24 protein-coding genes, 1 other RNA gene and 1 pseudogene are annotated in these 24,235 nt (G+C 69.7%); 10 read left to right on the top strand and 16 right to left on the bottom strand.

Annotated elements, in window-relative coordinates:
- Positions 1–31 precede the first annotated feature (31 nt).
- The 3 genes and pseudogenes from PotMrB4_RS01355 to PotMrB4_RS01345 form a co-directional block, all read right to left on the bottom strand.
- Positions 32–754 (bottom strand): annotated as a pseudogene (locus PotMrB4_RS01355) (ABC transporter ATP-binding protein); the annotation flags it as partial.
- An 83-nt stretch (positions 755–837) separates the two neighbouring features.
- Entirely contained in the window at positions 838–2,415 is a 1,578-nt protein-coding gene (locus PotMrB4_RS01350) for a zinc-binding metallopeptidase family protein (RefSeq protein WP_172432311.1), read from the bottom strand.
- 13 nt (positions 2,416–2,428) lie between these two features.
- Positions 2,429–4,033, bottom strand: a complete 1,605-nt coding sequence (locus PotMrB4_RS01345) for a 5-guanidino-2-oxopentanoate decarboxylase (RefSeq protein WP_172432310.1) — start codon at positions 4,031–4,033, stop codon at positions 2,429–2,431.
- A 154-nt stretch (positions 4,034–4,187) separates the two neighbouring features.
- Between PotMrB4_RS01345 and PotMrB4_RS01340 the strand changes: the two genes are divergently transcribed.
- The 4 genes from PotMrB4_RS01340 to PotMrB4_RS01325 all read left to right on the top strand — a co-directional run bounded on the left by PotMrB4_RS01340 (position 4,188) and on the right by PotMrB4_RS01325 (position 8,203).
- Positions 4,188–5,123, top strand: a complete 936-nt coding sequence (locus PotMrB4_RS01340) for a LysR substrate-binding domain-containing protein (protein WP_172432309.1) — start codon at positions 4,188–4,190, stop codon at positions 5,121–5,123.
- Positions 5,124–5,186: 63 nt separating this feature from the next.
- Positions 5,187–7,496: a tetratricopeptide repeat protein gene (locus PotMrB4_RS01335; protein ID WP_172432308.1), complete on the top strand. Its 2,310-nt coding sequence runs from the start codon at positions 5,187–5,189 to the stop codon at positions 7,494–7,496.
- A 91-nt stretch (positions 7,497–7,587) separates the two neighbouring features.
- A complete protein-coding gene (locus PotMrB4_RS01330) occupies positions 7,588–7,890 on the top strand; it encodes a DUF2388 domain-containing protein (protein ID WP_044402169.1) in 303 nt (100 codons plus the stop codon).
- Between the two features lie 85 nt (positions 7,891–7,975).
- The gene (locus PotMrB4_RS01325) at positions 7,976–8,203 is read left to right on the top strand and encodes a hypothetical protein (RefSeq protein WP_172432307.1); all 228 of its coding nucleotides are present in this window, start codon (positions 7,976–7,978) and stop codon (positions 8,201–8,203) included.
- A gap of 126 nt (positions 8,204–8,329) precedes the next feature.
- Here the strand turns inward: PotMrB4_RS01325 and gcvH are convergent, their stop codons facing one another.
- The 9 genes from gcvH to PotMrB4_RS01280 form a co-directional block, all read right to left on the bottom strand.
- Positions 8,330–8,713, bottom strand: coding sequence for a glycine cleavage system protein GcvH (gcvH, locus tag PotMrB4_RS01320; protein ID WP_044402162.1), 384 nt, complete (start codon positions 8,711–8,713; stop codon positions 8,330–8,332).
- Between the two features lie 45 nt (positions 8,714–8,758).
- Positions 8,759–9,841 carry a glycine cleavage system aminomethyltransferase GcvT gene (gene gcvT / locus PotMrB4_RS01315; RefSeq protein WP_074967067.1) on the bottom strand — a complete coding sequence of 361 codons (1,083 nt, stop codon included), beginning with the start codon at positions 9,839–9,841 and terminating at the stop codon, positions 8,759–8,761.
- 183 nt (positions 9,842–10,024) lie between these two features.
- Positions 10,025–11,593 carry an ABC transporter permease gene (locus PotMrB4_RS01310; RefSeq protein WP_232060830.1) on the bottom strand — a complete coding sequence of 523 codons (1,569 nt, stop codon included), beginning with the start codon at positions 11,591–11,593 and terminating at the stop codon, positions 10,025–10,027.
- A 101-nt stretch (positions 11,594–11,694) separates the two neighbouring features.
- Positions 11,695–12,696 carry an extracellular solute-binding protein gene (locus PotMrB4_RS01305; RefSeq protein ID WP_172432306.1) on the bottom strand — a complete coding sequence of 334 codons (1,002 nt, stop codon included), beginning with the start codon at positions 12,694–12,696 and terminating at the stop codon, positions 11,695–11,697.
- A 110-nt stretch (positions 12,697–12,806) separates the two neighbouring features.
- A complete protein-coding gene (locus PotMrB4_RS01300; protein WP_172432305.1) occupies positions 12,807–14,024 on the bottom strand; it encodes a 2-octaprenyl-3-methyl-6-methoxy-1,4-benzoquinol hydroxylase in 1,218 nt (405 codons plus the stop codon).
- 9 nt (positions 14,025–14,033) lie between these two features.
- Positions 14,034–14,516, bottom strand: coding sequence for a DUF4442 domain-containing protein (locus tag PotMrB4_RS01295; protein WP_074967061.1), 483 nt, complete (start codon positions 14,514–14,516; stop codon positions 14,034–14,036).
- A 7-nt stretch (positions 14,517–14,523) separates the two neighbouring features.
- A complete protein-coding gene (ubiH, locus tag PotMrB4_RS01290; RefSeq protein WP_107328502.1) occupies positions 14,524–15,708 on the bottom strand; it encodes a 2-octaprenyl-6-methoxyphenyl hydroxylase in 1,185 nt (394 codons plus the stop codon).
- A gap of 1 nt (position 15,709) precedes the next feature.
- A complete protein-coding gene (gene pepP, locus PotMrB4_RS01285; protein WP_044402143.1) occupies positions 15,710–17,044 on the bottom strand; it encodes a Xaa-Pro aminopeptidase in 1,335 nt (444 codons plus the stop codon).
- Positions 17,045–17,090: 46 nt separating this feature from the next.
- Positions 17,091–17,645: a YecA/YgfB family protein gene (locus PotMrB4_RS01280; protein WP_044402140.1), complete on the bottom strand. Its 555-nt coding sequence runs from the start codon at positions 17,643–17,645 to the stop codon at positions 17,091–17,093.
- Positions 17,646–17,803: 158 nt separating this feature from the next.
- On the opposite strand from PotMrB4_RS01280, the gene PotMrB4_RS01275 reads away from it, so the two are divergent.
- The 4 genes from PotMrB4_RS01275 to PotMrB4_RS01260 all read left to right on the top strand — a co-directional run bounded on the left by PotMrB4_RS01275 (position 17,804) and on the right by PotMrB4_RS01260 (position 19,144).
- Positions 17,804–18,013, top strand: coding sequence for a TIGR02449 family protein (locus tag PotMrB4_RS01275; protein WP_044402137.1), 210 nt, complete (start codon positions 17,804–17,806; stop codon positions 18,011–18,013).
- Positions 18,010–18,324, top strand: a complete 315-nt coding sequence (locus tag PotMrB4_RS01270; RefSeq protein WP_044402134.1) for a cell division protein ZapA — start codon at positions 18,010–18,012, stop codon at positions 18,322–18,324. Before PotMrB4_RS01275 ends, PotMrB4_RS01270 begins: the two co-directional genes overlap by 4 nt.
- A gap of 34 nt (positions 18,325–18,358) precedes the next feature.
- Positions 18,359–18,537, top strand: a non-coding RNA gene (gene ssrS, locus PotMrB4_RS01265) — 6S RNA.
- Between the two features lie 7 nt (positions 18,538–18,544).
- Positions 18,545–19,144 (top strand): 5-formyltetrahydrofolate cyclo-ligase, encoded by a 600-nt coding sequence (locus PotMrB4_RS01260; protein WP_172432304.1) that lies wholly within the window; start codon positions 18,545–18,547, stop codon positions 19,142–19,144.
- 28 nt (positions 19,145–19,172) lie between these two features.
- Here the strand turns inward: PotMrB4_RS01260 and PotMrB4_RS01255 are convergent, their stop codons facing one another.
- Positions 19,173–19,316, bottom strand: a complete 144-nt coding sequence (locus PotMrB4_RS01255) for a hypothetical protein (RefSeq protein WP_164707296.1) — start codon at positions 19,314–19,316, stop codon at positions 19,173–19,175.
- Positions 19,317–19,525: 209 nt separating this feature from the next.
- Here PotMrB4_RS01255 and PotMrB4_RS01250 point away from each other — a divergent pair, with 209 nt between their 5' ends.
- Entirely contained in the window at positions 19,526–19,975 is a 450-nt protein-coding gene (locus tag PotMrB4_RS01250) for an EVE domain-containing protein (RefSeq protein WP_160479867.1), read from the top strand.
- 12 nt (positions 19,976–19,987) lie between these two features.
- Here the strand turns inward: PotMrB4_RS01250 and PotMrB4_RS01245 are convergent, their stop codons facing one another.
- Entirely contained in the window at positions 19,988–20,404 is a 417-nt protein-coding gene (locus tag PotMrB4_RS01245) for a flagellar basal body-associated protein FliL (RefSeq protein WP_074967051.1), read from the bottom strand.
- 182 nt (positions 20,405–20,586) lie between these two features.
- Here PotMrB4_RS01245 and PotMrB4_RS01240 point away from each other — a divergent pair, with 182 nt between their 5' ends.
- Positions 20,587–21,564 carry an NADPH:quinone oxidoreductase family protein gene (locus tag PotMrB4_RS01240; RefSeq protein WP_172432303.1) on the top strand — a complete coding sequence of 326 codons (978 nt, stop codon included), beginning with the start codon at positions 20,587–20,589 and terminating at the stop codon, positions 21,562–21,564.
- A gap of 33 nt (positions 21,565–21,597) precedes the next feature.
- On the opposite strand, the gene PotMrB4_RS01235 is transcribed toward PotMrB4_RS01240, so the two are convergent.
- Both PotMrB4_RS01235 and PotMrB4_RS01230 read right to left on the bottom strand, forming a co-directional pair.
- Positions 21,598–23,058, bottom strand: coding sequence for an amidase (locus PotMrB4_RS01235; protein WP_107328766.1), 1,461 nt, complete (start codon positions 23,056–23,058; stop codon positions 21,598–21,600).
- Positions 23,059–23,190: 132 nt separating this feature from the next.
- A complete protein-coding gene (locus tag PotMrB4_RS01230) occupies positions 23,191–24,225 on the bottom strand; it encodes an ABC transporter substrate-binding protein (RefSeq protein WP_044402118.1) in 1,035 nt (344 codons plus the stop codon).
- Positions 24,226–24,235: the final 10 nt, after the last annotated feature.

Below are 24,235 nucleotides of genomic sequence, written 5' to 3'. Positions count from 1 at the left end.
CCCTCGGTTGTGGTCGTTGTTGTCAGGGGATTCAGCGGTTGTCCTGGGCCATCACGAACTGCCGGCAGCGCTCGCTGCGCGGGTCCAGCAGCACCTGCTCGGGCGGGCCCTGTTCCTCGATGCGGCCCTGGTGGAGGAACACCACCTGGCTGGACACATCACGGGCGAAGGCCATCTCGTGGGTGACCAGGATCATGGTGCGGCCCTCCTCGGCGATGCTGCGGATCACCCGCAGCACATCGCCCACCAGCTCCGGGTCCAGCGCCGAGGTGGGCTCGTCGAACAGCATCACCCGGGGCCGCACGGCCAGCGCCCGGGCGATGGCCACGCGCTGCTGCTGGCCGCCGGAGAGGAAGGCCGGGTAGGCGTGGCGCTTGTCCGCCAGGCCGACCCGCTCCAGCAACTGCTCGGCGTGGGCAATGGCCTCCGCGCGGGGCTCGCCGAGCACGTGCACGGGCGCCTCGATGACGTTCTCCAGCACCGTACGGTGGGGCCAGAGGTTGAAGTTCTGGAACACCATCGCCAGCCGCGCCCGCAGCCGCTCCACCTGGCGCGGGTCGCCGATGCGCCCATGGCCGTGGCGGTCACGCTTGAGCAGCACGGCCTCGCCGTTGATGCGCAGGCTGCCGGCATCGGGAATCTCCAGCAGGTTGATGCAACGCAGCAGGGTGCTCTTGCCCGAGCCGCTGGCGCCGATCAGCGACACCACGTCGCCCTCCCGCGCCTCCAGGGAGATGCCCTTGAGCACGGCATGGTCGCCGTAGCTCTTGTGCAGCCCCTCGATGGCCACCACCGGGGTGGCGCCGTCACATGCCTGGTTCATCGCTTCGCTCCCGTTCATTCGTCGTCCCGCGCCGGAATCCACCACTCTTCGCCCCGCACGGTGCGGATGTACTCCGGCCAGCGGAACCGGTGCGGCGCCTCGAAATCGGCCGGCAGCAGCGGTACCTGCCAGTGCTCGCCGCCGATGCCGCCACCGGTGCGCCGGACGAACTCGTCCCGCGCGGCCCCCAGCAGCTCGGGCCGGGTGAGCAGGTCCACCAGGGTCGCGGCGATGGTCTTGGCCGCCACCTGGATCATCGGGTCGATGGTCTCGCGGATGCCGCCCAGGGCATTGGCCACCCAGTCCGGGTAGGGCGTGCCGGCGGCGGCGAGCATCGGCCGCGCCACCAGCAGGCGCACCGTCGGGCAATGCCAGGTGTACTCCGGGTAGTCGTCGGAGGTGAGGTGGCGCTGCCAGGCCGGCATCTGCAGGCGCAACTGGCGCTCGCACTCGCGGGGGTCGATGAGGGCCTCGGTGGCCGCGAGGAAGGGCCGCTCCATGGGCTCCAGCCCCAGGTTGGCCTGGATCTCCCGGGCCACGGCGATGGCCGCCTCGCCCCACTGCGGCGCACCGACGGCGGCCAGGTTGTCGTAGGTGGCCTGGGCCAGCACGTGGTTGGGCAGCCCGCCACGGGACTTGCACACCCAGGTCTTCTTCCACTGGCAGCCGGTGGCCAGGGCCGCCGCAGCGGCGTTGTTGTCCATCACCCGGCAGATGGTCTCGGCCTGCTCGATGGAATCGCAGCGCAGCAGGTACTGGATCTGCGCCAGGTGCGGCGGCAGGTTGTCGGCGGTGGCCTGGCCGGCGGTGAGGATGGCCTCGTTGAAGCTCCACAGGCCGGTGAACGGCAGGGTGGAGCGACGCAGGCTCTCGTTGAGGGTGTAGAAGTGCACCAGCGCGTCGTTGGCGCCCGGCGCGCGGGCCGCCAGGTGGTTCTGCGGGATCGGGCTGTAGGCGTCGGCGGCGATCCAGTCCTGGGGCGCCTCGCAGGTGAAGCTGTAGATGAAGGCGTAGGCGATGCCGCAGTGGGTGTCCCAGGTGGTGGTGTTGTTCAGCGGCAGCATGTAGGTGGGGTGGAAGCTGATGGCCGCGTCGAGGCCGTCGTAGTACCCCTTGGCCGCGTGCACCGGCTTGGAGGCGCGCAGCTTCTCCGCCGGCTCGCCGAAGAAGCGCAGGGTGCCCTTGAGGCCATGCGCCTGCATGGCGGCCTTGGCGGCCAGCACCCCGCCCAGGGCGCTGATGCCCAGGGCCGAGTGCGGGTCGGTGTGGCCCGGGGCGAAGCGCGACAGGCCCTCGCGGGGCATCGGCCGGGTGGTGGCGGCCTGGCAGTTGCCGGGCACCGCGTCGTACTCGGCGTAGCTGGCCAGCACCGGTCCGTCGCCGGTGCTGAAGGTGGCGCAGAAGGCCGTGGGCATGCCACCGCTGGCCTCCTCCACGGTGAAGCCCTCGCGGCGCAGCAGGTCGACGTACCAGGCGCAGGACTTGTACTCGCGGAAGGCCGGCTCGGCGAAGTGCCAGATCACCTGGTGCCAGTCGGACAGCGGCTGGCGATGGCGTTCCACCCAATCGAGGGCAAAGGCTTTGGCAGACATGGGCGCTCCGGGCTCAGGCAGGCAGGAAGTCGGCGGCGTCGAGCTCGACCAGGTGCGGCTCGGCGCTCCGGTCCAGCTCGCCGAGCAGCGCACCCAGCGCCTCCAGGCCGGCCACGCGGTGGTGGCGGACATGGCAGGCACGGGCCAGGGCGGCGAAGTCCGGCGCGAGGATGTCCACCCCCAGCGGCGGCACCTCGCGGGCCAGCATGCTGTCGCGGATCTCGCCGTAGCAGCGGTTGTTCCACAGCACCAGGATCACCCCGGCACCGGCCTCGCGGGCGGCGATCAGCTCGGCGCTGGAGAACTGCAGGCCGCCATCGCCCACCAGCGCCAGGACCGGGCGACGAGGGCAGGCCAGCTTGGCGCCGATGGCAGCCGGCAGGGCGTATCCGAGGGTGCCGTAGCCGGTGCCGGCGTTGAACCAGCTGGCCGGCGCCGGGGCCCGGTAGCCCAGGGCGCCCTGGTAGACCGGCTGGGTGGAGTCGCCCACCAGGATCGGTGCCGGCAGGCTGTCGCGCAGGGTGTCCAGCAGGGCCTGCATCGCCCGTTGCCGGGGGCTCCAGCCGTCGCGCTCGCAGGCATTGACTCGCGCCACGGCGGCCCGGGCCCAGTCACCGTCGCCCGCTCCGGCGGGCAGTGCCGCCAGCAGCGCCTCCAGGCCAAGACGGGCATCGCCCAGCAGGCCGGCGTCGGCCCGAGCGGCACCGAGCACCTGCAGCGGGTCGATGTCCAGGCGGATCAGCGGCGCCTCGACGCGGAAGGGGCCGAGGCCGAAGAAGTCGTAGTCGGTCTCGCCCAGCTCGGTCCCGACGGCCAGGACCGCATCGGCCTCGGCGAACAGCGCCCGGCCGTGGGCAGCGGATTGCACCCCGTCGAGCAGCAGCGGATTCCCGGGCTCCAGCAGGCCCCGAGCGTTGGTGGTGAGGGCCACCGGCGCCTGCAGGCGCTCGGCCAGGTGACGCAGGGCAGGGCCGGCATCCCGGGCCCCGCCGCCAGCGAGGATCAGCGGGCGCCGGGCGCGGGCCAGCAGGGCGACCGCCTCGGCCACGGCGGCCGGTGCCGGGGCGGCGGCCTCGGGTAGCGGGCGCGGACGCAGGTCCAGGCCGTCGGCGGGCATCTCCAGCACGTCCAGGGGAATCTCGATGTGCACCGGGCGCGGGCGGGCACAACGGAACAGGCCGAAGGCGCGGGCCAGCACCTCGGGCAGTTCGTCGGGGCGCTGCAGGGTGTGGCTGAAGGCGCAGACGCCGGCGACCATGGCGCGCTGGTCCGGCAGCTCGTGGAGGTAGCCGTGGCCCAGGGCCTGGTGCTCGCGGCGGCTGGTGGTGGAGATCACCAACATGGGCACCGAGTCGGCATAGGCCTGGCCCATGGCGGTGAGGATGTTGGTCATGCCCGGGCCGGTGATGATGAAGCACACCCCCGGCTTGCCGCTGGCACGGGCATAGCCGTCGGCCATGAAGCCGGCCCCCTGCTCGTGGCGCGGGCTGACATGCCGCAGGCGGCTGCCGTGCAGGCCGCGATACAGCTCGACGGTATGCACGCCGGGAATGCCGAAGACGGTGTCGACACCGTAGCCTTCGAGCAACTGGACGAGCGCCTGGGCACAACGGGCCATGCGAGCACCTCTTGTTCTGGTTATGGGCTCCCGGCTTCCGCCGGAGGAAGGGCTCCAGTATTGGTGAACGACACGCAACTACAATCGAATTGTTTTTGCCTTATTGTTCGATCCTGCTCACCATTCAGCCTTTACCGCCGCCCTGGAGCCGCCCATGCGCTTCCCCTCGATGACCGCCCTGCGCGCCCTCGACGCCGTCGCCCGGCTGGGCAGCGTCTCCGCCGCCGCCCGCGAGCTGAGCCTGACCCGCAGCGCCATCAGCCACCAGATCAGCAGCCTGGAAGAGGCCCTCGGCTTCGCCCTCACCGAGCGCATCGGCCGTGGCATCGGCCTCACCTACCGGGGCGAGCGCTACGCCCGGGAGGTGCAGCGGGCGCTGTCCAGCCTGCGCGAGGCCGCGCTGGGGCTGGACCAGCAGGAGGTCTCCGGGCGGCTCTGCGTGAGCTGCAACCCCGGCTTCGCCACCTATTGGCTGTGCCACCACATCGGCTCCTTCCAGCGCCAGTACCCGCAGGTGCAGCTGCAGGTGGTCTCGCCGCGCACGCCGGACGACACCCGCAACCCCCAGGCCGACCTGTTCATCGCCTACGGCATGGGCGACTGGCCGGACCAGTGGGTGGAGCAGATCGTCGCCTTGCGCTTCTTCCCGGTGTGCAGCCCGCGCCTGATCAATGCCCACGGCGGGCTCAAGCACCCAACCGAGCTGGCGGGCTTCCCCCTGCTGCACATGAACGACCACAGCGACTGGCGGGTCTGGCTGGCCACCGCCGGCGCCTCCCAGGTGGACGCCTCCAGCGGCATCGTCTTCTCCGATGCCCATTGCGCCCAGTCGGCCTGCATCGCCGCCCAGGGCGTGGCCATCGGTGACAACCTGCTCAGCGGCGATGCCCTGGTCCGGGGCCTGCTGGTGCGTCCCTTCGAGACCAGCATCGATTCGCCCCGGGGCTACTACCTGGTGGCCGACCCGTTGAAGGCGGAACGCCCGGCGGTGCGCGCCTTCGGCAACTGGGTGCGGCACCAGCTGCAGGCCACCACCGGCGACCTGCGCCGCGAGCGCCCCCACCCGGGCGAGCCGCAGGCGCTGGTTTGACAGCCCCCACGCCTTCACGGAAGCTGCCGCCTTCCGTGCCCATGCGCCACAGCGGACGTCTGCATGCCTGATCCGAGCCCCTCGCCCTCCACCCGCCCACGCCGCAGCTACGTGCTGCCGGTGCTGCTGTCGCTGGCGGTGCTGCTGGGGCTGGGCAGCTGGCTGTGGATCGCCGGCGGGCGTCCCTACACGCCGGCCAGCACGCCCCGCGCCAGCCTCGACGACAGCCCCGCGCAGTGGGTGGACGAGCAGCAGTGCGCCACCTGCCATGCGCCCCAGGCCCGTGCCTGGAAGGGCTCCCACCACCAGCTCGCCCTGCAGGAAGCCAGCGCCAGTACGGTGAAGGGCGACTTCAACGACGCCCGCTTCGAGGACGGCGCCGGCGCCACGCGCTTTTTCCAGCGCGACGGCGGCTTCTGGGTGAACACGGCAGGAGCGGACGGCCAGCAAGGCGACTACCGGGTGGCCTGGGTGATCGGCGTCGAACCGCTGCAGCAGGTCCTGCTGGCCTTCCCGGACGGGCGCTACCAGGCCCTCGACATCGCCTGGGACGTGCAGCGCCAGGCCTGGTTCCGCCTGCCGGCGGGCCAGGGCGTCGACAGCAGGGCCGACAGCCATTGGGCCCAGCCCGGGCAGAACGCCAACCTGCAGTGCATCGACTGCCACACCAGCGGCTTCCAGAAGAACTACGACGCCGCGACCGACCGCTATGCCAGCCAGTGGCAGAGCCCCGGCGTCGGCTGCCAGGCCTGCCACGGCCCGGCCTCGCGCCACCTGGAGTGGGCGCGCTTCAGCGGCCTGCACGCCCAGGCCGGCTTCAGCCTGGACCTCAGCCGCGCCAGCAGCCGCCTCCAGGTGGAAAGCTGCGCGCGCTGCCACGCCCGTCGCACGCCCCTGGGCGAGGGCTACCAGGTGCAGGACCGTTTCATGGACGACTACCTGCCCGCCGCCCTGACCCGCGAACTGTATGAGCTGAATGGCCACTTCAAGGAGCAGGTCTACGAATACGGCGCCTTCACCCAGAGCCGCATGTACGCGCGCGGCCTGAGCTGCACCACCTGCCACGATCCCCACGCCGGCACCCTGAAGGTGGAAGGCGACGGCCTCTGCACCCAGTGCCACAACCCCGAGGGCCGCAGCCGCGTCGCCGGCATCGACGACAGGGGTTTGCGGGCGCGGGACTACAGCAGCCCCGACCACCATCACCACCGCTCCGGCGAGGCCGGCTCGCGCTGCGTCGACTGCCACATGCCGTCACGCACGCTGCTGGGCAACGACCTGCGCCACGACCACCGCTTCAGCCTGCCGGACCCGGCCCACGCCCTGAAGCTGGGCACCTCGGATGCCTGCCAGGCCTGCCACGCCAACCTGCCCAACGAGACCCTGGTGGGCGAGTTCGAGCGCTGGTACGGCCGCCCCCAGGCCGGTGCGCCACGCTATGACGAGAGCCTGGCCCTGGTGCGCCAGGGCAAGCCGGGCGCCTCGCGGGCGCTGTTCCAGCAGCTGGAGCGTGCCGACCTGCCGGCCATCCGCCGCGCCACCCTGCTGGCGGAGCTGCCGGCCTACCCCAGCGAGCGGGCGCTGAAAGTGGCCGCCAACGACCTCAACCACGCCGCGCCCCAGGTGCGCGAGGCGGCCATCCGCGCCGTCAGTGCCCTGCTGCCGCCGGAGCAACGCCGCGACCTGCTGGGCCCGCTGCTGAGCGATCGGGTACGCGCCGTGCGCATCGCCGCCGCCCGCGACCTGCTGGGCATGCGCACCACCGGGCTGGGCAACTACCAGCGCGCCTGGAGCCAGGCCATCGGTGAATACGAGGCGGCCCTAAGCAGCCAGGCCGAGCGCCCGGAGGTGCAGTTGGCCCTGGCCGCGCTGCAACAGGCCGACGGCCGCGCCGACCAGGTGGAAGGCCGCCTGCGCACCCTGCTGGCACGCAACCCGGACTACCTGCCCGGCACCGTCGCCCTGGCCCAGTGGCTGGACGCCAACCAGCGCGGCGACGAAGCCCTGGCCCTGCTGGACCAGGCCCTGGCCCGGCACCCCGAGGCGGGCGCCCTGCACCATGCACGGGGCCTGGCCCTGCTGCGCCGGGGTGATCGCAGCGGCGCGCTGCAGGCCCTCGAACACGCCGTCCGGCTGGAGCCGGGCAACCCAGGCTACGGCTACGCACTGGCCACGCTGTTGCACGATGCCGGCCGGCTGGAGGAGGCCTGCCGGCGCCTGGAGCTGGTACTGGAAAGCCAGCCGGCCCACCGCGAGGCCCGCCTGGCGCTGATCGCCTATTGGCGCGAGGCGGGGCAGATCCAGCGGGTGCAGGCCCTGCTGGCCGAGCTGGAGCAACTGAACCCGGACGACCCGGCGCTGCGTCGCGAGTGACGCCACGACGGTTCGCATAGAGCCGGCGGAACTCCGGGCACGGGCCTAGAATCCAAGGTGTCAGGTCCCCCCCAACACCCTGGAGCCCGCCATGCGTACCCGTCTTGCTGCCACCGTCCTCGCCCTGATCGCCCTCCCCGCCGGTTCGGCCATGGCCGACACCTTCTGGCGCAACGTGATCTCCTCCGGCGCCACCACCGCCTCCACCTACGTCACCTTCAAGGACCACAAGCTGATTGTCGCGGCCCGCGAGGATGCCAGTAGCTTCGTCGCCAGCGACGGGCAGATCCGTGGCCCTTACCTGGAGGCCGCACTGCGCCAGGTGCGCGCCGACAACCCCGGCCTCACCGCCAGCGACGAGGAGCTGGCCAGCGCCATCCTCGCCAGCGAATAACGCGAAACGGACGATACGCCGCACGGAACGCAACGGGAGGCCGGGTTAGACTGGCCTCCCGCAACCGGCACAAGGACCGCGCCCCATGGGCAATCCGATTCCCACCCTCAAGGTCATCCTGATCCTCACCATTGCCGTCGACATGTTCTGGTTCGGCGACCGCCTGCTGTCGATCTTCGGCTTCAGCTTCTACGAGATCCTCCCCGAAAAGCTGATCAGCCTCATCGCCATGATGAGCAACGCCCTGATGATCCTCTTCAACGTGCTGCTGATCGGGCTGCTCTCGCGGCTGCAGCTGAAGGACGAAAACTGAGCGCACGCCACCACCGCCCTGCAGGGGCAGCACTCTGGCATCTAAAGGCAAACGATTGGGAACAAACGCAGCCCCGGCCGGTGATGACACCGGCCGGGCGCACCCCATTGCGGGGCGCAGGCGTGATCAGGCTTCGGCGACGGCGGCGTAGCCGGCAGCGTCCAGCAGCTTGTCCAGCTCGGCGGTGTTGGCCGGCTTGAGCTTGAAGAACCAGGCACCGTAGGGGTCGCTGTTGACCAGCTCGGGCGAGTCGGCCAGTTCTTCGTTGATGGCGATGACTTCGCCGGAGACCGGCGCGTAGATGTCGGACGCGGCCTTCACCGACTCCACCACACCGGCTTCCTGGCCAGCGGCCAGGGCTTTGCCCAGCTCCGGCAGTTCGACGAAGACCACGTCACCCAGGGCCTCCTGGGCATGGTCGGAAATGCCGACGGTCACGGTGCCGTCGGCTTCCAGGCGCGCCCACTCGTGGCTGGCGGCATAACGCAGGTCGGCGGGAATGTTGCTCATTGTTCTGGCTCCTAAGGACAGTGGCGGGCAGCCCGCCTGGGAAATTTAGATCAAGGCCCTGCCATTGCGAACGAAGTTCGGCTGGACCACGCGAACCGGGTACCACTTGCCACGGATCTCCACTTCGGCGCGCTCACCGGTGGCCGCCGGGACCCGCGCCAGGGCGATGGACTTGCCCAGGGTGGGGGAGAAGCTGCCGCTGGTGATCTCGCCATCGCCGATGCCCTCGACCCGCACCACCTGGTGGGCGCGCAGCACGCCGCGCTCCTCAAGCACCAGGCCCACCAGCTTCGGGTGGGGGCCGGCAGCACGCTCGGCCTCCAGGGCGCTGCGGCCGATGAAGTCGCGCTCGGCGGGCTCCCAGGCGATGGTCCAGCCGAGGTTGGAGGCCAGGGGCGAGGTGTTCTCGTCCATGTCCTGGCCGTAGAGGTTCAGGCCGGCCTCCAGGCGCAGGGTGTCGCGGGCGCCGAGGCCGATGGGGGAGATGCCGGCGCCGACCAGCTCGTTGAGCATGTCCACGGCCTGGTCGCGGGGGAACATGATTTCCAGCCCGTCTTCACCGGTGTAGCCGGTGCGGGCGATGAACCAGTCGCCTTCGGGCAGGCCCTGGAAGGGCTTGAGTTCATGGATCAGCGCGGCGCGCGGGCTGCTCACCAGGTCGGCCAGGCGCTGGCGCGCGGTGGGGCCCTGGATGGCCAGCAGGGCCAGGTCGTCGCGCAGGGCCAGGCGCACGTCGAAGGCTTCGGCGTGGCGCTGCATCCAGGCGATGTCCTTGTCACGGGTGGCGGCGTTGACCACCACGCGGTAGCCCTCGACGGTGAGGTAGACGATGAGGTCGTCCACCACGCCGCCTCGCTCGTTGAGCATGACGCTGTAGAGCGCCTTGCCGGGGCTCTGCAGGCGGCTCACGTCGTTGGCCAGCAGGCGCTGCAGGTAGGCCGTGGCCTGGCTGCCGGCAACATCGACGACGGTCATGTGGGACACGTCGAAGACGCCGCAGTCGCTGCGCACCTGGTGGTGCTCCTCGACTTGCGAGCCGTAGTGCAGCGGCATGTCCCAACCGCCGAAATCGACCATCTTGGCGCCAAGGGCCAAGTGCAGGTCATGGAGCGGTGTGCGCTGTCCCATGGGTTTCTCCTTCCGGGCTTGGCGAACTGCGATCCGCGCTCAAGCCCCGCCAATCCTGGCGTTCAGGGCTGCCGGGGGCCTTTCGTGACACGGGGTCCGAGGGGCGGGCCGCAACGAATGGCGCGCATTGTAGCTGCAAGGTCGGAGACTGGACACCCGACGGGTGACCGGCTGGTCGAGCGGCTATCCGCCACCCATCGGGCGGGCCGAACGGCGGATCAGCAGCACCACCGGCAGCAGCCCCACCAGCACCAGGCTGAGGGCCGGCAGCGAGGCCCGTGCCCACTCCCCTTCGCTGGTCATCTCGAAGACCCGCACGGCCAGGGTGTCCCAGCCGAAGGGGCGCATCAGCAGGGTGGCGGGCATTTCCTTGAGCACATCGACGAACACCAGCAGCACGGCGCTCAGCAGCCCCGGTGTGAGCAGCGGCAGGTAGACCCGGCGGAACAGGCCGAGCCCGCCCACGCCCAGGCTGCGGGACGCCTCCGGCAGTGACGGGCGGACCCGCGCCAGCGCACCTTCCAGCGGACCGTGGGCCACTGCGAGGAAGCGCACCAGGTAGGCCACCAGCAGGGCACTGAGCCCACCCAGCAGCAGCGGCTTGCCGGCTCCGCCGAGGGCGGAGGACAGCGGCACGACGACGGCCCGGTCCAGGTGGCTGAACACCAGCATCAGCGCCACCGCCAGCACCGAACCGGGCAGGGCGTAGCCGAGGTTGGCCAGGCCCACAGCGGCCCGCACCGGCCGCGTCGGCTGCTGGCGCCGGGCGAACACCAGCAGCAGGGCGACGCCCACGGTGATCAGCGCCGCCAGGCCGGCCAGGGCCAGGCTGTGCAGCACCAGTGCCTGGTAGCGCTCGTCCAGGTCGAAGCGGCCGCGCTGCCAGAACCAGGCCAGCAGCTGCAGCAGGGGAATGACGAAGGCGCAGGCGAACACCAGGGTGCACCAGCCGCTGGCGGCCAGGGCGCGCCAGCCCTGCAGCCGGTAGAGCGGTGCGCCGCGACCGCGCTCCTTGGCCGGACGCGGCACGCCCCGGGCACGGCGCTCGCCGTAGAGCACCAGGCCGACGCCGAGCAGCAGCAGGCTGGCCAGCTGGGCAGCGCTGGACAGGCTGAAGAAGCCGTACCAGGTCTTGTAGATGGCAGTGGTGAAGGTGTCGAAGTTGAACACCGAGACGGCGCCGAAGTCCGCCAGGGTCTCCATCATGGCCAGTGCCAGCCCGGCACCGATGGCCGGCCAGGCCACCGGCAGGGCGACCCGCCAGAACGCCTGCCAGGGGGACTGGCCGAGGGTGCGGGCGGCTTCCATGAGGCCGCGCCCCTGGGCCAGGAAGGCGGCCCGCGCCAGCAGGTAGACGTAGGGGTAGAACACCAGCGACAGCACCAGGATGACGCCCCCGGTGGAGCGCACCCGGGGCAGCCGCACGCCGCTGCCGAACCACTCGCGTAGGGCGCTCTGCACCGGGCCGGCGAAGTCGAACAGGCCGATGAAGACGAAGGCCAGGACATAGGCCGGGATGGCGAAGGGCAGCATCAGCGCCCAGTCGAGCCAGCGCCGGCCGGGGAATTCGCAGAGCGCCACCAGCCAGGCCAGGCTCACCCCGAGCAGGGTGACGCCGGTGCCGACGCCGAGCACCAGCACCAGGCTGTTGCCCAGCAGGCGGGGGAGCTGGGTGTCCCAGAGGTGGGCCCAGATCTCCCGGTCCACGTCCTGCCAAGCCAGCAGCAGCACCAGCAACGGCAGGACCACCAGGCTGGCGGCGGCGAATGCCGGCCAGTGCCAGTGAAGGCGCGGCGAGCGCGGGGGCGCCGGCTCACCGCTGGCGGGGTTCGTCAGAACCCCTTGGGCGGGGCTCAGCGCCACGCCACCCGGTCCATCATGCGGATGGCCTCGGCCTGGCGCTGGCCGGTGACTTCCACCGGCATGTCGTCGGCCTTGAAGGGGCCCCAGGCGGCCACTTCGTCAGACGGGTTCACCTTGGGGTTGGCGGGGAACTCCTGGTTGAGGCTGGCGAACAGGCCCTGGGCGTCGGGGCCGGTCATCCACTCCACCAGGGCGCGGGCAGCCTCCGGGTGCGGCGCGTGGCGGGTCAGGCCGATGCCGGAGAGGTTGACGTGCACGCCACGGTCCGCCTGGTTGGGCCAGTAGAGCTTGGCGCGCAGCTGCGGGTTCTGCTTGTGCAGGCGCCCGTAGTAGTAGGTGTTGACGATGCCGACGTCGCACTGGCCGGCGTCCACGGCCTGAATCACCGCGTTGTCGTCGGCGAAGGGGTCGGTGGCCAGGTTGGCGACCCAGCCCTTGAGCACCTGTTCGGCACGCTCGGCGCCTTGGGCTTCGATCAGCGCGGCGGTCAGCGACTGGTTGTAGACCTTCTTCGAGGAACGCAGGCACAGGCGGCCTTCCCATTCCGGGCCGGCGAGGGCTTCGTAGGTGGAGAGGTCTTCGGGCTCCACCCGCTCGGTGGAGTAGACGAGGGTGCGGGCCCGCAGGGAGAGGCCGGTCCACTGGTCGCTGCTGGAACGGTACTGGGCGGGGATGTTGGCCTTGACCGCATCCGAGCCCAGGGGCTGGAGGATGCCCATCTGCTCGGCCTGCCAGAGGTTGCCACCGTCGACGGTGAGCAGCAGGTCGGCCACGCCGTTCTCGCCCTCGGCCTTGATGCGCTGCATCAGCGGCGCTTCCTTGTCGGTGATGAAGCGGACCTTGACGCCGGTCTTGGCGGTGTAGGCATCGAACACCGGCTTGATCAGCTCGTCGATGCGCGAGGAGTACACCACCACCTCGTCGGCGGCTTGCACGCTGGGGATGCCAAGGCCGACGGCCATCAGGGTGAGAAGGGTCTTGCGCGCCTTCATTGCTCATGCCTCTCGTGGTCGGAAAGGCTGGCGATAGTAATCAATCTCAGTTGCATGCAGGCCGGCCATGTATGACCGGGTGTTTCTCCGGGGCGCGAGGCCCCGGACGGTCAGGCGCGGGCGAGGTCCGGCAGGTCCCCGGAGAGGCCGAGGGCCTGGCGCACGAACAGCGCCTTGGCCTCGGGCTGCTGGTTGACCCAGCGCAGGCCGGCATTGCGCAGCCAGCGCAGGGGCAGCGGGTCGGCCTGGAACAGGCGCTCGAAGCCCTCCATGGCCGCCATCATCCCCAGGTTGTAGGGCATGCGGCGGCGCTCGAAGCGGCTGAGCACCTTCTCGTCCGCCAGGCGCTCGCCACGGGCGTGGGCGTGCAGCAGCACTTCGGCCAGCACGGCGGCGTCGAGGAAGCCGAGGTTGACCCCCTGGCCCGCCAGCGGGTGGATGGTGTGGGCGGCATCGCCGATCAGCGCCAGGCCGGGCTCGACGTAGCGCTTGGCATGGCGCTGGCGCAGGGGGATGCACAGGCGCGGGTCGCTGTGCTCGACGCGCCCCAGGCGGTGCTCGAAGGCCTCGCCGAGGGCGCTGCAGAAGGCTTCGTCGTCCAGCGCCATGAGCCGCTCGGCTTCTTCCGGGGTGACGGACCAGACGATGGAGCACCAGTGCTCGTCGCCCTGGCGGTCCAGCGGCAGGAAGGCCAGCGGGCCGTCGTCGGTGAAGCGCTGCCAGGCGGTGCGCCGGTGCGGCTGCTCGCAGCGCACGCTGGTGACGATGGCGTGGTGCAGGTAATCCCACTCGCGGGTGGCGCAGCCGGCCAGGCGGCGTACGGCGGAGTTGGCGCCGTCGGCGGCGATCACCAGCGGGGCACGGAGCTGGCGACCGTCCACCAGGGTCAGCAGCCAGTCGTCGCCGGAATGGCGCAGGTGTTCGAGGCGGGCATTGGGCATCAGGCCGATGCCGCTGTCGTGCAGGGGCTCCAGCAGGGCGTCCTGAACCACGCGGTTCTCGACGATGTGGCCGAGCACGTCGGCATGGACGCTGGCAGCGGAGAAGTGGATGGCGCCGGTGCCGGTGCCATCCCAGACCTGCATCTCGCCGTAGGGGCTGGCGCGACGCGCGACGACGCCCGGCCAGGCGCCGAGGCGGTCGAGGATGCGCTGGCTGGCGGCGGACAGGGCGCTGACACGGGGCTCGAATGCAGCCTCGGCATCGAAGGGCTTGACGCTGAGGGGGCTGCCGTCGATCAGGAGGATATCCAGCCCGCTGTCCTTGAGTGCCAGGGCCAGGGCGCTGCCCACCATGCCTGCACCGACGATGATCAGATCCGCTTGCATGTCCGTTCCTTATGCGCCTTGTCGCGCCTGCGGCTTGAGCCGCACGTAGAGGGTCTTTCGCACCCGGGCCACCAGGGTGCCTTGGCCGTCGTGCACGTCGACGTGCAGGTCGGGCAGGTACTTGTCGCCGCCGGCGGTGTGCTGGCGGATGCGCTCGATCAGCGCGTCATCGATGTGGAACTCGGCGTACACCGGCCCGCGCCCGGGGGCGATGAAGTCGATGTGGGCGGCCTTGTCCCAAACGATGTAGTCGCGCCCCAGCAGCTGCATCAGCATGAGCATGTAGAAGGGGTCGGTCATGCTGTAGAGCGAGCCGCCGAACTGGGTGCGGACGTAGTTGCGGTTGTACCAGCCCAGGCCCATCTTGACCCGCACCCGGCGGAAGTCTGCGCTGATCTGCCGCACGCGGATACCCGCCCCGAGGTAGGGCGGGTAGAGGTTCAAGGCCCAGCGCAGGATGCGCGCCTTGCGCGCCAGTCGGCGGTCCGCCATGGCGCGGTCAGACCGGGCGGGTGCCCAGGCCCATGGCCTGGCGGGCAAACCAGCGCTTGGCCGGGGGCAACAGGTCGAGGCCGAGCAGGCCCAGGTTGCGCCCGGTGGCCAGCAGCGGCTCCTTGTTGGAGAACAGCCGCGTGACCTGGTCGGAGAAGCCGACGGTGAGGTCCTGGTCCAGGCGCTGGCTGGCGAGGTAGCCCTGCAGGGTGGCGAGGTCACCCAGGGGCGCGGTGCTGGCCAGCAGGGTTTCCGCCAGGGCCACGGTGTCGCGCAGGGACAGGTTGTAGCCCTGGCCGGCGATGGGATGCAGGCTGTGGGCGGCGTTGCCGAGCACCACCAGGTTGGGGCGCACCTGCTCCTCGGCCTCGATCAGGGTGAGCGGGTAGAGGTGGCGGGCGCCGACCTGGGAGAAGGCGCCCAGGCGGTAGCCGAAGGTGGCCTGCAGTTCGCCGAGGAAGGCGCGGTCGTCGAGGCCGGCCAGGCGCTGGGCGTCATTGCCCGGCCGGGTCCAGACCAGCGCGCAGCGGTTTTCCGGCAACGGCAGCAGGGCCATGGGGCCTTCGTCGGTGAAGCGCTCGAAGGCCTGGCCACGGTGGGATTCCAGCGGGCTGACGTTGGCGATCAGCGCGGTCTGCCCGTAGGGGTTGCGGCGCACGCCGATGCCCAGCTGCTCGCGCAGACTGGAGCGGCCGCCGTCGGCAAGGATCGCCAGGTCGCATTCGAGCTGGGTCTCGTCGTTGAGGCTGAGGCGGTAGCCGCCTTCCAGCGGCTCCATGCGCACCACTTCCGCCGGGCAGTGCCAGGTGACCACGTCCGGATCCAGGGCCTGCCAGAGGCACTGTCCGAGCCAGGCGTTCTCCACCACGTAGCCGAGGGCGGGGACGCCCTCTTCGATGGCGGCCAACCGCGCCGCGCCGAAGCGGCCGCGGTCGGAGACGTGGATCTGCAGGATGGGCTCGGCGCGCTGGGCGATGGCCGGCCACAGGCCGAGGCGTTCGTAGATGCGCCGGGTGCCGAAGGAGAGGGCGGAGGAGCGGGCGTCGTAACTGGGCTGGTAGCTGTTGCCGGGGGCGAAGGGCTCGATCAGGACGATCTTCCAGCCCCGCTCGCGGGCACCTTGCTGCAGGGCCAGGGCCAGGCTGGCACCCACCAGGCCGCCGCCGACGATCGCCAGTTGGGTGCGGGCCATGTCAGGCGGCCTCGCTGCGGGCGGCGGCCATCAGGGCTTCGATCTCGGCGACGGTCTTGGGTACGCCGCCGGTGAGGATCTCGCAGCCTTTCCGGGTGACCACGACATCGTCTTCGATGCGCACGCCGATGCCGCGCCACTTCTTCGGCACGTCCTGGTTGTCGACGCCGATGTAGATGCCGGGCTCGACGGTCATCGCCATGCCGGGCTCGAGGACGCGCCATTCACCGCCGACCTTGTATTCGCCGACGTCGTGCACGTCCATGCCCAGCCAGTGGCCGGCGCGGTGCATGTAGAAGGGTTTGTAGGCTTCGCGGGCGATCAGCTCGTCCACCTCGCCTTGCAGCAGCCCCAGCTCCACCAGGCCGGCGGTGATGACCCGCACGGTGGCTTCGTGGGCTTCGTTCCAGTGCTTGCCGGGGGCGATCTCGAGGAAGGCAGCCTCCTGGGCGGCCAGCACCAGCTCGTAGATGGCCTTCTGCTCGGGGCTGAAGCGGCCGCTGACGGGGAAGGTGCGGGTGATGTCGCTGGCGTAGCAATCCAGCTCGCAGGCGGCGTCGATCAGTACCAGGTCGCCGTCCTTGAGGAGGGCGTCGTTCTCGCGGTAGTGCAGGATGCAGGCGTTCTTGCCGGCGGCGACGATGGAGCCGTAGGCGGGCATCTTCGCGCCGCCCTTGCGGAACTCGTATTCCAGCTCGGCTTCCAGGCTGTATTCGTAGAGACCGGCGCGGGCGGCCTGCATGGCGCGGACATGGGCACGGGCGGAGACTTCGCCGGCCTCGCGCATGACCTTGATCTCGGCGGCGGACTTGTACAGGCGCATGTCGTGCAGCAGGTGGTCCAGGGCGACGAACTCGTTCGGCGGCTGGGCGCCCTGACGGGCCTTGGAGCGGATCACGTTGACCCACTCCATGAGATGGTGGTCGAACTCGGGGTTGGTGCCGATGGAGTAGTAGACCCGCGAGCGGCCTTCGATCAGGCCGGGAAGGATGTCGTCGATGTCGCCGATGGGGAAGGCGTCGTCCGCGCCGTAGTCGCGGGTGGCGCCGTCCTGGCCGGCACGCAGGCCGTCCCACAGTTCACGCTCGGGGTCACGCTCGCGGCAGAAGAGCACGTACTCGCCGTGTTCCCGTCCGGGGATCAGCACCATCACCGCTTCCGGCTCGGGGAAGCCGCTGAGGTACTGGAAGTCACTGTCCTGGCGGTAGACGTGCTCGACGTCGCGGTTGCGGATGTAGACCGGCGCGGCGGGCAGGATGGCGATGCTGTTGGGCACCATCTGCTCCATCAGCGCCTTGCGGCGACGGGCGAATTCGGACTTCGGGATACGGGTCATGCGCGCTCCTTGATCGAGGGTGCCGGGATGGCACCCGTGACGCGGGTCAGTGCAGGGAGGTCTTCGGCGCCGGTGCGGCGCCCCGGTTGCATTCGCTGAACAGCAGCAGGGGGGCGACGCGCAGGTACTCCATCACTTCCATGTAGTCGGTCTCGCCGTCCTCGGAATCTTCCAGGGCGCTCTGCACCTGGGCGATGGAAGCAAGGTCCTGTAGGACTTCGACCGCTTCGCCTGACAGCGCACCTTCACGCGCGGTGAGGCCGAAGCCGCCAAGGAAACCCTGGCACCACTGGCCCAGGGCCGCTGCGCGTTCGGACAGGGGCGTTTCGTCGTCGGGCAGCAACAGCACGACGGCCATCTCGCCGCCGGTGAGTTCGCCCTTGACCATCTCCTGCAGGCCGATCAGGGCCTGGCGCAGGTTGTCCTCGGGCGAGGCGCCGAGCAGCTCGGCAGCGTCCTCCAGCCAGGGCTCGGGCTCGAAGCCGGCTCCGGCGCAACTGCGCCCCAGGAGCAGGCCGTGGAGTTCGGCAGGGGAAACGGGCTGGCCGGTGCTGGCGAGCAGCGCGGCGAATGCGGAATACGGGGAGTTCGGGCTGGGCATGGGTGGCTAGGCGCCGGGGGGCGCAATCACTAGAATGACGGCCTCGTATCCTAGCATCGGCACGCGCGCCAAGACCATGCGACGTCGCCGCGGGGTTTGTCCCTGGATCGGGCCGGTCCTGTATAGTCCCCGTCCACTCATCGCCGAGTAGAAAGCCCATGGAAGATGCCGACCTGAAAGCACTCGCCACCCGCCTGGAACACCTGATCCAGCGCGTGGAGCAGCTCAAGGCGCACAACCGGCAACTGCTCGCGAACGAGAGGATGTGGAAAGAAGAACGCGCTCATCTGATCGAAAAGAACGAACTGGCCCGGCAGAAGGTCGAAGCGATGATTTCGCGCCTGAAAGCCCTGGAGCAGGATTCATGACCCAGTCCAATACCGTCACCGTCCACATCCTCGACAAGGATTACTGCATCGCCTGTCCCTCGGACGAGCGCGCCAACCTGGAAAGCGCCGCCCGCTACCTGGACGGCAAGATGCGTGAGATCCGCAACAGCGGCAAGGTGATCGGCGCCGATCGCGTCGCCGTGATGGCGGCGCTCAACATCACCCACGAGCTCCTGCACAAGCAGCAGCGCCTCGACCAGGAGGCCACGTCCACCCGTGAACGGGTGCGCGACCTGCTGGAACGGGTCGACCACGCCCTGGCCACCGATCAGGATGCACCCGGGGCCTGACGCCACCGACCTTTCTTGGGGTATACTCGCCGCCAGCTCCCTGGTGTGTTTGCCAGTCGGTGATGTCCCTGAGCCGATACGCACAACCACGGGGGTTGTAAGTGGGGCCGGTGTGCATGTCCGCCTGACGGAAAGCCTTAACGCCTCCTGCAACCTCCACCTTGAACTTTCGGGTTCAAGGGCTAACCCGACAGCGGCATAACCGGGGAGTCATATTTTCATGGTCACTGCCGGCACCCTCTCCCGCCCGGCCCTGCGGCGCCTCCTCAGGCAACAACGCCGCCAGCTCTCCCCACTCCAGCAGAAGAAAGCCGCCCGTGCGCTGTACCGTCAGCTCGCGCAGCACCCGCTGTTCCGCCGTGCCCGCCACCTGGCGCTGTACCTGCCCAACGACGGCGAGATCGATCCGCGACCGCTGCTGCGCGAGGCCCAGCGACGGGGCAAGGCCACCTACCTGCCGGTGCTCAATGCCTGGCCGCGCACGCGCATGGCCTTCCAGCGCCTGATGCCCGGCGAGCGCCTGGTGCGCAACCGCTTCCGCATCGAAGAGCCGCGCACCAATACGGCGCGGCAGCGCCCGGTGTGGACGCTGGACCTGGTGCTGATGCCGCTGGTGGGATTCGACGAGGAGGGCGGCCGCCTGGGCATGGGCGGCGGCTTCTACGACCGCAGCCTGGCCTACCGGTCACGCCGCAAGCAGGGGCAGAAACCGACGTTATTGGGCCTGGCCCATGAATGCCAGAAGGTGGATCGGCTGCCGCTGGCGAGCTGGGACGTCCGCCTCCAGGGCACGGTGACGGACGGCGGCTGGTACAGCTGAGGGCGCCGGAAGGACGGGCGCCCAGGGGTCAGGGCTGTTGCTGCTGGGTGATCACGCCAGCGGGAGCGCTGCCCTGGCGCTGCTCCCAGAGACTCTGGGTGTAGCCCGTGGTGACCACGCCCAGGCCGAAGATGATGACCAGTACCCAGAGAAGATCGGGTTTACGCTTCATCGAAATGCCTCCCCCTTCAAGGCATGGTGCCCGCGATGACTTGCGGCGATTTTCTGGTTTTTTGAGTGGGCTGTGCGGCAACGTCCGGCTCGAAGCGCGGCATTTTCAGGCAAGCCGTGATAACGCGCAATTATGACGCCAACCGATTGTCGGCTAATCGTTACATTTCTTTCCGTTGGCGCAAGGACCACTTTTCAGGAGCAAAGTTCATGCCCCACTGGCTGATGAAATCGGAACCCGACGAACTGTCGATCCACGATCTGCAACGCCTCGGCCAAGCGCGCTGGGACGGGGTGCGCAACTACCAGGCGCGCAACTTCATGCGCGCGATGAACCCGGGCGACCTGTTCTTCTTCTACCACTCCAGCTGCCCGGAGCCGGGCATCGCCGGGATTGCCCGCATCGTCGGCGCCACCTACCCCGACCCGACGGCCCTGGACCCGCAGAGCCACTACTTCGACGCCAAGGCCAGCCACGAGAAGAACCCCTGGAGCGCCCTGGACGTGGAATTCGTCGAGGCCTTCGCGCGGGTCATCCCCCTGGCGCAGCTGCGCGAGGCAGAAGCCCTGCAGGCAATGCCACTGGTGCAGAAGGGCTCGCGCCTGTCGGTGATGCCGGTGACCGATGCCGAATGGCAGGCCGTGCTGGCCCTGCGCTGAAACCGCAGCCCGTCAGGGCTGCACGATCAGGTTGTTGAACAGCAGGTCCTCGACCAGCGGCTTGCCTTCTTCCTGGTTGAGCGCCTGCTGCACCTGCTTGAGCGCTTCCTGGCGCAGCGCTTCCTTGCCCTCCACCGAGCTGAGCGACTCATCGGTCTGCTGGGCGAACAGCATCACCAGCTGGTTGCGGATCAGCGGCTCGTGGTACTCCACCGACTTCTTCGCGTCCTCCCCGGTGACCCGCAGGGAAATGTCGGCCTTGAAGTACTTCAGCTTCGGCCCGGCGCCGTAGTTACCTACCAGCGCGGGCACCAGGTCGAGATAAAGCACCTTGGGCGCCTCACCTTCCTTGGGCTCCTCCTTGGATTCCGAGGCGAAGGCGGAGAAGGGGATCAACAGGGCCAGCAGCAGAGCGAGAGTGGTTTTCACGGGAGGGATTCCTGATGGGGCGTGCCCGCTAGCATAGCCACAGCCCGGGGCGAGCCCAAGCCCGATGCTTATGCAGCCCTATCAGGACCGGCCATGCTCGTTGACCGACCCTGCCCCCCGCCTACACTGCCTGACCACAGGGCCGGCGCCGGGCCGGTCGCCAACGAGGATCGAATCCCCCCATGAAAGCCGTCCTGTGCAAGGCCTTCGGCCCCGCCGAGACCCTGGTGCTCGAAGAGGTTGCCAGCCCCGAGCCGAAGAAGAACGAAGTGCTGATCGACGTACACGCCGCCGGGGTCAACTTCCCCGACACCCTGATCATCGAAGGCAAGTACCAGTTCAAGCCGCCGTTCCCCTTCTCCCCGGGTGGCGAAGCCGCCGGCACCGTCGCTGCCGTCGGCGAGAAGATCACCCACCTCAAGCCCGGCGACCGGGTCATGGCGCTGACCGGCTGGGGCAGCTTCGCCGAGCAGGTGGCCGTGCCCGGTTACAACGTGATGCCGATCCCCAAGGGCATCGACTTCAATTCCGCCGCCGCCTTCGGCATGACCTACGGCACCTCCATGCACGCGCTCAAGCAGCGCGCCAACCTGCAACCGGGGGAAACCCTGCTGGTGCTCGGCGCCTCCGGCGGCGTCGGCCTGGCGGCGGTGGAGATCGGCAAAGCCATGGGCGCGCGGGTCATCGCCGCCGCCAGCAGTGACGAGAAGCTGGAAGTGGCCAAGGCTGCCGGCGCCGACCTGCTGATCAACTACAGCACCAGCAGCCTGAAGGAGAAGGTCAAGGAACTGACCGGCGGTCAGGGTGCGGACGTGATCTACGACCCGGTGGGGGGCGACCTGTTCGACGAAGCCGTCCGCTCCATCGCCTGGAACGGCCGCCTGCTGGTGGTCGGCTTCGCCAGCGGCCGCATCCCCGAGCTGCCGGTGAACCTGGCCCTGCTCAAGGGTGCAGCGGTGGTCGGCGTGTTCTGGGGCTCCTTCGCCCAGCGCCAGCCCCAGGACAACCTGGCCAACTTCCAGCAGCTGTTCGCCTGGCATGCCGAAGGCAAGCTCAAGCCGCTGGTGTCCCAGACCTTCCCCCTGGAGCGGGCCGCCGAGGCCATCAACGCCCTCGGCCAGCGCAAGGCCGTGGGCAAGGTCGTGGTCACCGTCCGCTGAACCCTGGCCCCGGCAGCGCCGGGGCCTGCCCCATCACCCCTGCGCCAGCAGGGGTGGCGGGCGACGCGCGTACCACTGCGTCGCCTGCTCGTAGGCATGGGCCAGTTGCAGCACCGCCAGGTCCGCGTGGTGCCGGCCGATGACCTGCATCCCCATCGGCAACCCCATCTCGTTGAACCCCACCGGCACGCTGGCCACCGGGCAGCCGGACAGGGTTCCGGGGATCACCACCTCCATCCAGCGGTGGTAGGTGTCCATGGACCTGCCAGCGATGGCCTTCGGCCAATCCCAGTGCTTGTCGAAGGGAAACACCTGGGCGCTGGGCAGCAGCAGGAAGTCATAACGCTCGAACAGCCGGCTGATGGCGCGGTACCAGTCGCTGCGGGTGACGGACGCGCGGTACACCTCCATGGCCGACAGCTGCAGGCCGTTCTCCACCTCCCACACCGCCTCGGGCTTGAGCCGCTCGCGCCGCGCCGGATCGGCATGGGCCGCCGCCAGCGAGCCGGCCACCAGCCAGTGGCGCAGGGTTCGCCAGCAGGCCCAGAGGCGCTCCGGAGCAAAACCCAGGGCCGCTTCCTCGACCTGGCAACCCAGTGCCTCGAAATCCGCCAGAGCACTGCCGCACAGCGCCAGCACGCCGGGCTCCATGGGCAGGTAGCCGCCCAGGTCGCCGAGCCAGCCCAGGCGCGCGCCCTTGAAGTCCCGCTCCAGCGCACCGGCGAAGGCCGCACCGGATTCGGCGATGGACAGCGGCGCGCGGGCGTCGAAGCCGGCCTGCACCGAGAGGAGCAAGGCCACGTCCCGCACGCTGCGACCCATGGGGCCCTCGTAGCCGAGCTGGTCGACGAACAGGTCGGCGCTGTCATCGAAGGGCACCCGTCCCTGGGACGGGCGGAAGCCGACGATGTTGTTGAACGCCGCCGGGTTGCGCAACGACCCCATCATGTCGCTGCCGTCGGCCACCGGCACCATCTGCAGCGCCAGTGCCGCCGCCGCGCCGCCGCTGCTGCCACCGGCACTGCGAACAGGGTCGTAGGCACAGCCGGTGACGCCGAAGACCGGGTTGTAGCTGTGGGAGCCGAGGCCGAACTCGGGGGTGTTGGTCTTGCCGATGAGGATCGCGCCGGCCGCGCGGATGCGCTCCACCATGATGCCGTCGCGCTCGGGCACATGGTCGCGGAACAGCGGCGAACCGAAGGTGGTGCGGATGCCCCGGGTCAGCGACAGGTCCTTGATGGCGTGGGGCAGCCCGTGCATCCAGCCGCGGTACTCGCCGCGGGCCAGCTCGGCGTCGCGCTGGTCGGCCTCGGCCAGCAACTGCGCCTCCGGTTGCAGGCTGACCAGGGCGTTGACCTCGGGGTTGAAGCGCTCGATCTGCGCCAGGTAGGCCTGCATCACCTCGCGGCAGGACACCTGGCGCAGGCGGATGCGTTCGGCCAGCTCATGGGCCTGCAGCTGGACGAGTTCGGGGTGAAGCGTGTTCGGGCTCATGGCGTGCAGCCTTCTTCCAGTTCCATCGGGGTTCGGGTCGCGTCGCTCGCGGTGCGGGCGCGTTGCCGAGGCGAGCGATGCCGCTGCGCCTGCCGGGGCAGGCGCGCATCGTCTGGCCTCAGGTGAGTCGGGTCAGCGCATCAGGCTGGTCCAGATGCGGTCCGCCAGGCGGATCGCCCCTTCGCCGCAGGTCTGGCTGAACACCACGCGGGTGCCCTCGGGAATGTGCAACTCCGGCGCATCCTTGAGGCTGGCGTCCAGGTAGGGTTCCACACCCTTGATCGGGCTCTGGTGCTTGAGGAAGTTCTGGGTCAGCGCCGCGTTCTCCGGCTGGCTGAGGAAGGCGATGAAGCGCTTGGCGTTCTCCGGATGCTTCGCCCCGGCGGGGATCACCAGGTTATCCACCCAGGCCATCACCCCCTCCTTCGGGTAGAGGTAGGTGAGGCTCGGCTTCATCTCCCGCGCCCGCATGGACGAACCGCCCCAGAACATCGACATGTCCACCTCGCCCGAGGCCAGGTTCTCGCGGATCGAGCCGGCCTTGGAGCTGTAGGTCTTCACGAAGGGCTTCTGGTTCTTCAGCAGCGTCAGCACCTGCTGCATCTGCTTCGGGTCCTCGCTGCACAGCGGGATGCCCAGGTAGAGGCTGGCGGTGTCGATCACCTCGCTGGCCGAGTCGAACATGTTGATGCGCCCCTGCAGCGCAGCGGGCGGGGTGAACAGCACGGCGTAGCTGTCGGCCGGGCCGTCGTAGCGGGCGCGATCGAGCACCACGCTGGTGGTGCCCCAGATAAAGGGCACGGCGTAGGCGCCTTCCGGGTCCCAGGCGGGCTTCTTCAGCTGGTCCTGGATGTTGGCGTAGTAGGGCTGGCTGGCCGGGTCGAAGCGTTCCAGCAACTTCTCCTGCACCAGGATCGGCACGAACTGGTGGGAGGGGATGGCCACGTCGTAGCCCGCGCCGCCCTGCTTGAGCTTGGCCAGCAGCGTCTCGTTGGAGTCGTAGGAGTCCACGGTGACCTTGATGCCGGTCTCCTGCTCGAACTTGGCCAGGATCGGCGGCGAGAAGTAGCCGCTCCAGCTCACCACGTTCAACTGCTCGGCCGCCTGGGTGGCCGACGCCAGGCCCAGGGCCAGCGAAATACCTGCAACAGCGCTCAATGTGTTCATCGTCTTGCTC

This window comes from Metapseudomonas otitidis, assembly GCF_011397855.1.
Classification (GTDB): domain Bacteria; phylum Pseudomonadota; class Gammaproteobacteria; order Pseudomonadales; family Pseudomonadaceae; genus Metapseudomonas; species Metapseudomonas otitidis.
Note: the sequence above shows the minus strand (reverse complement) of the source record. Positions and strands in the feature narration are given on the sequence as shown.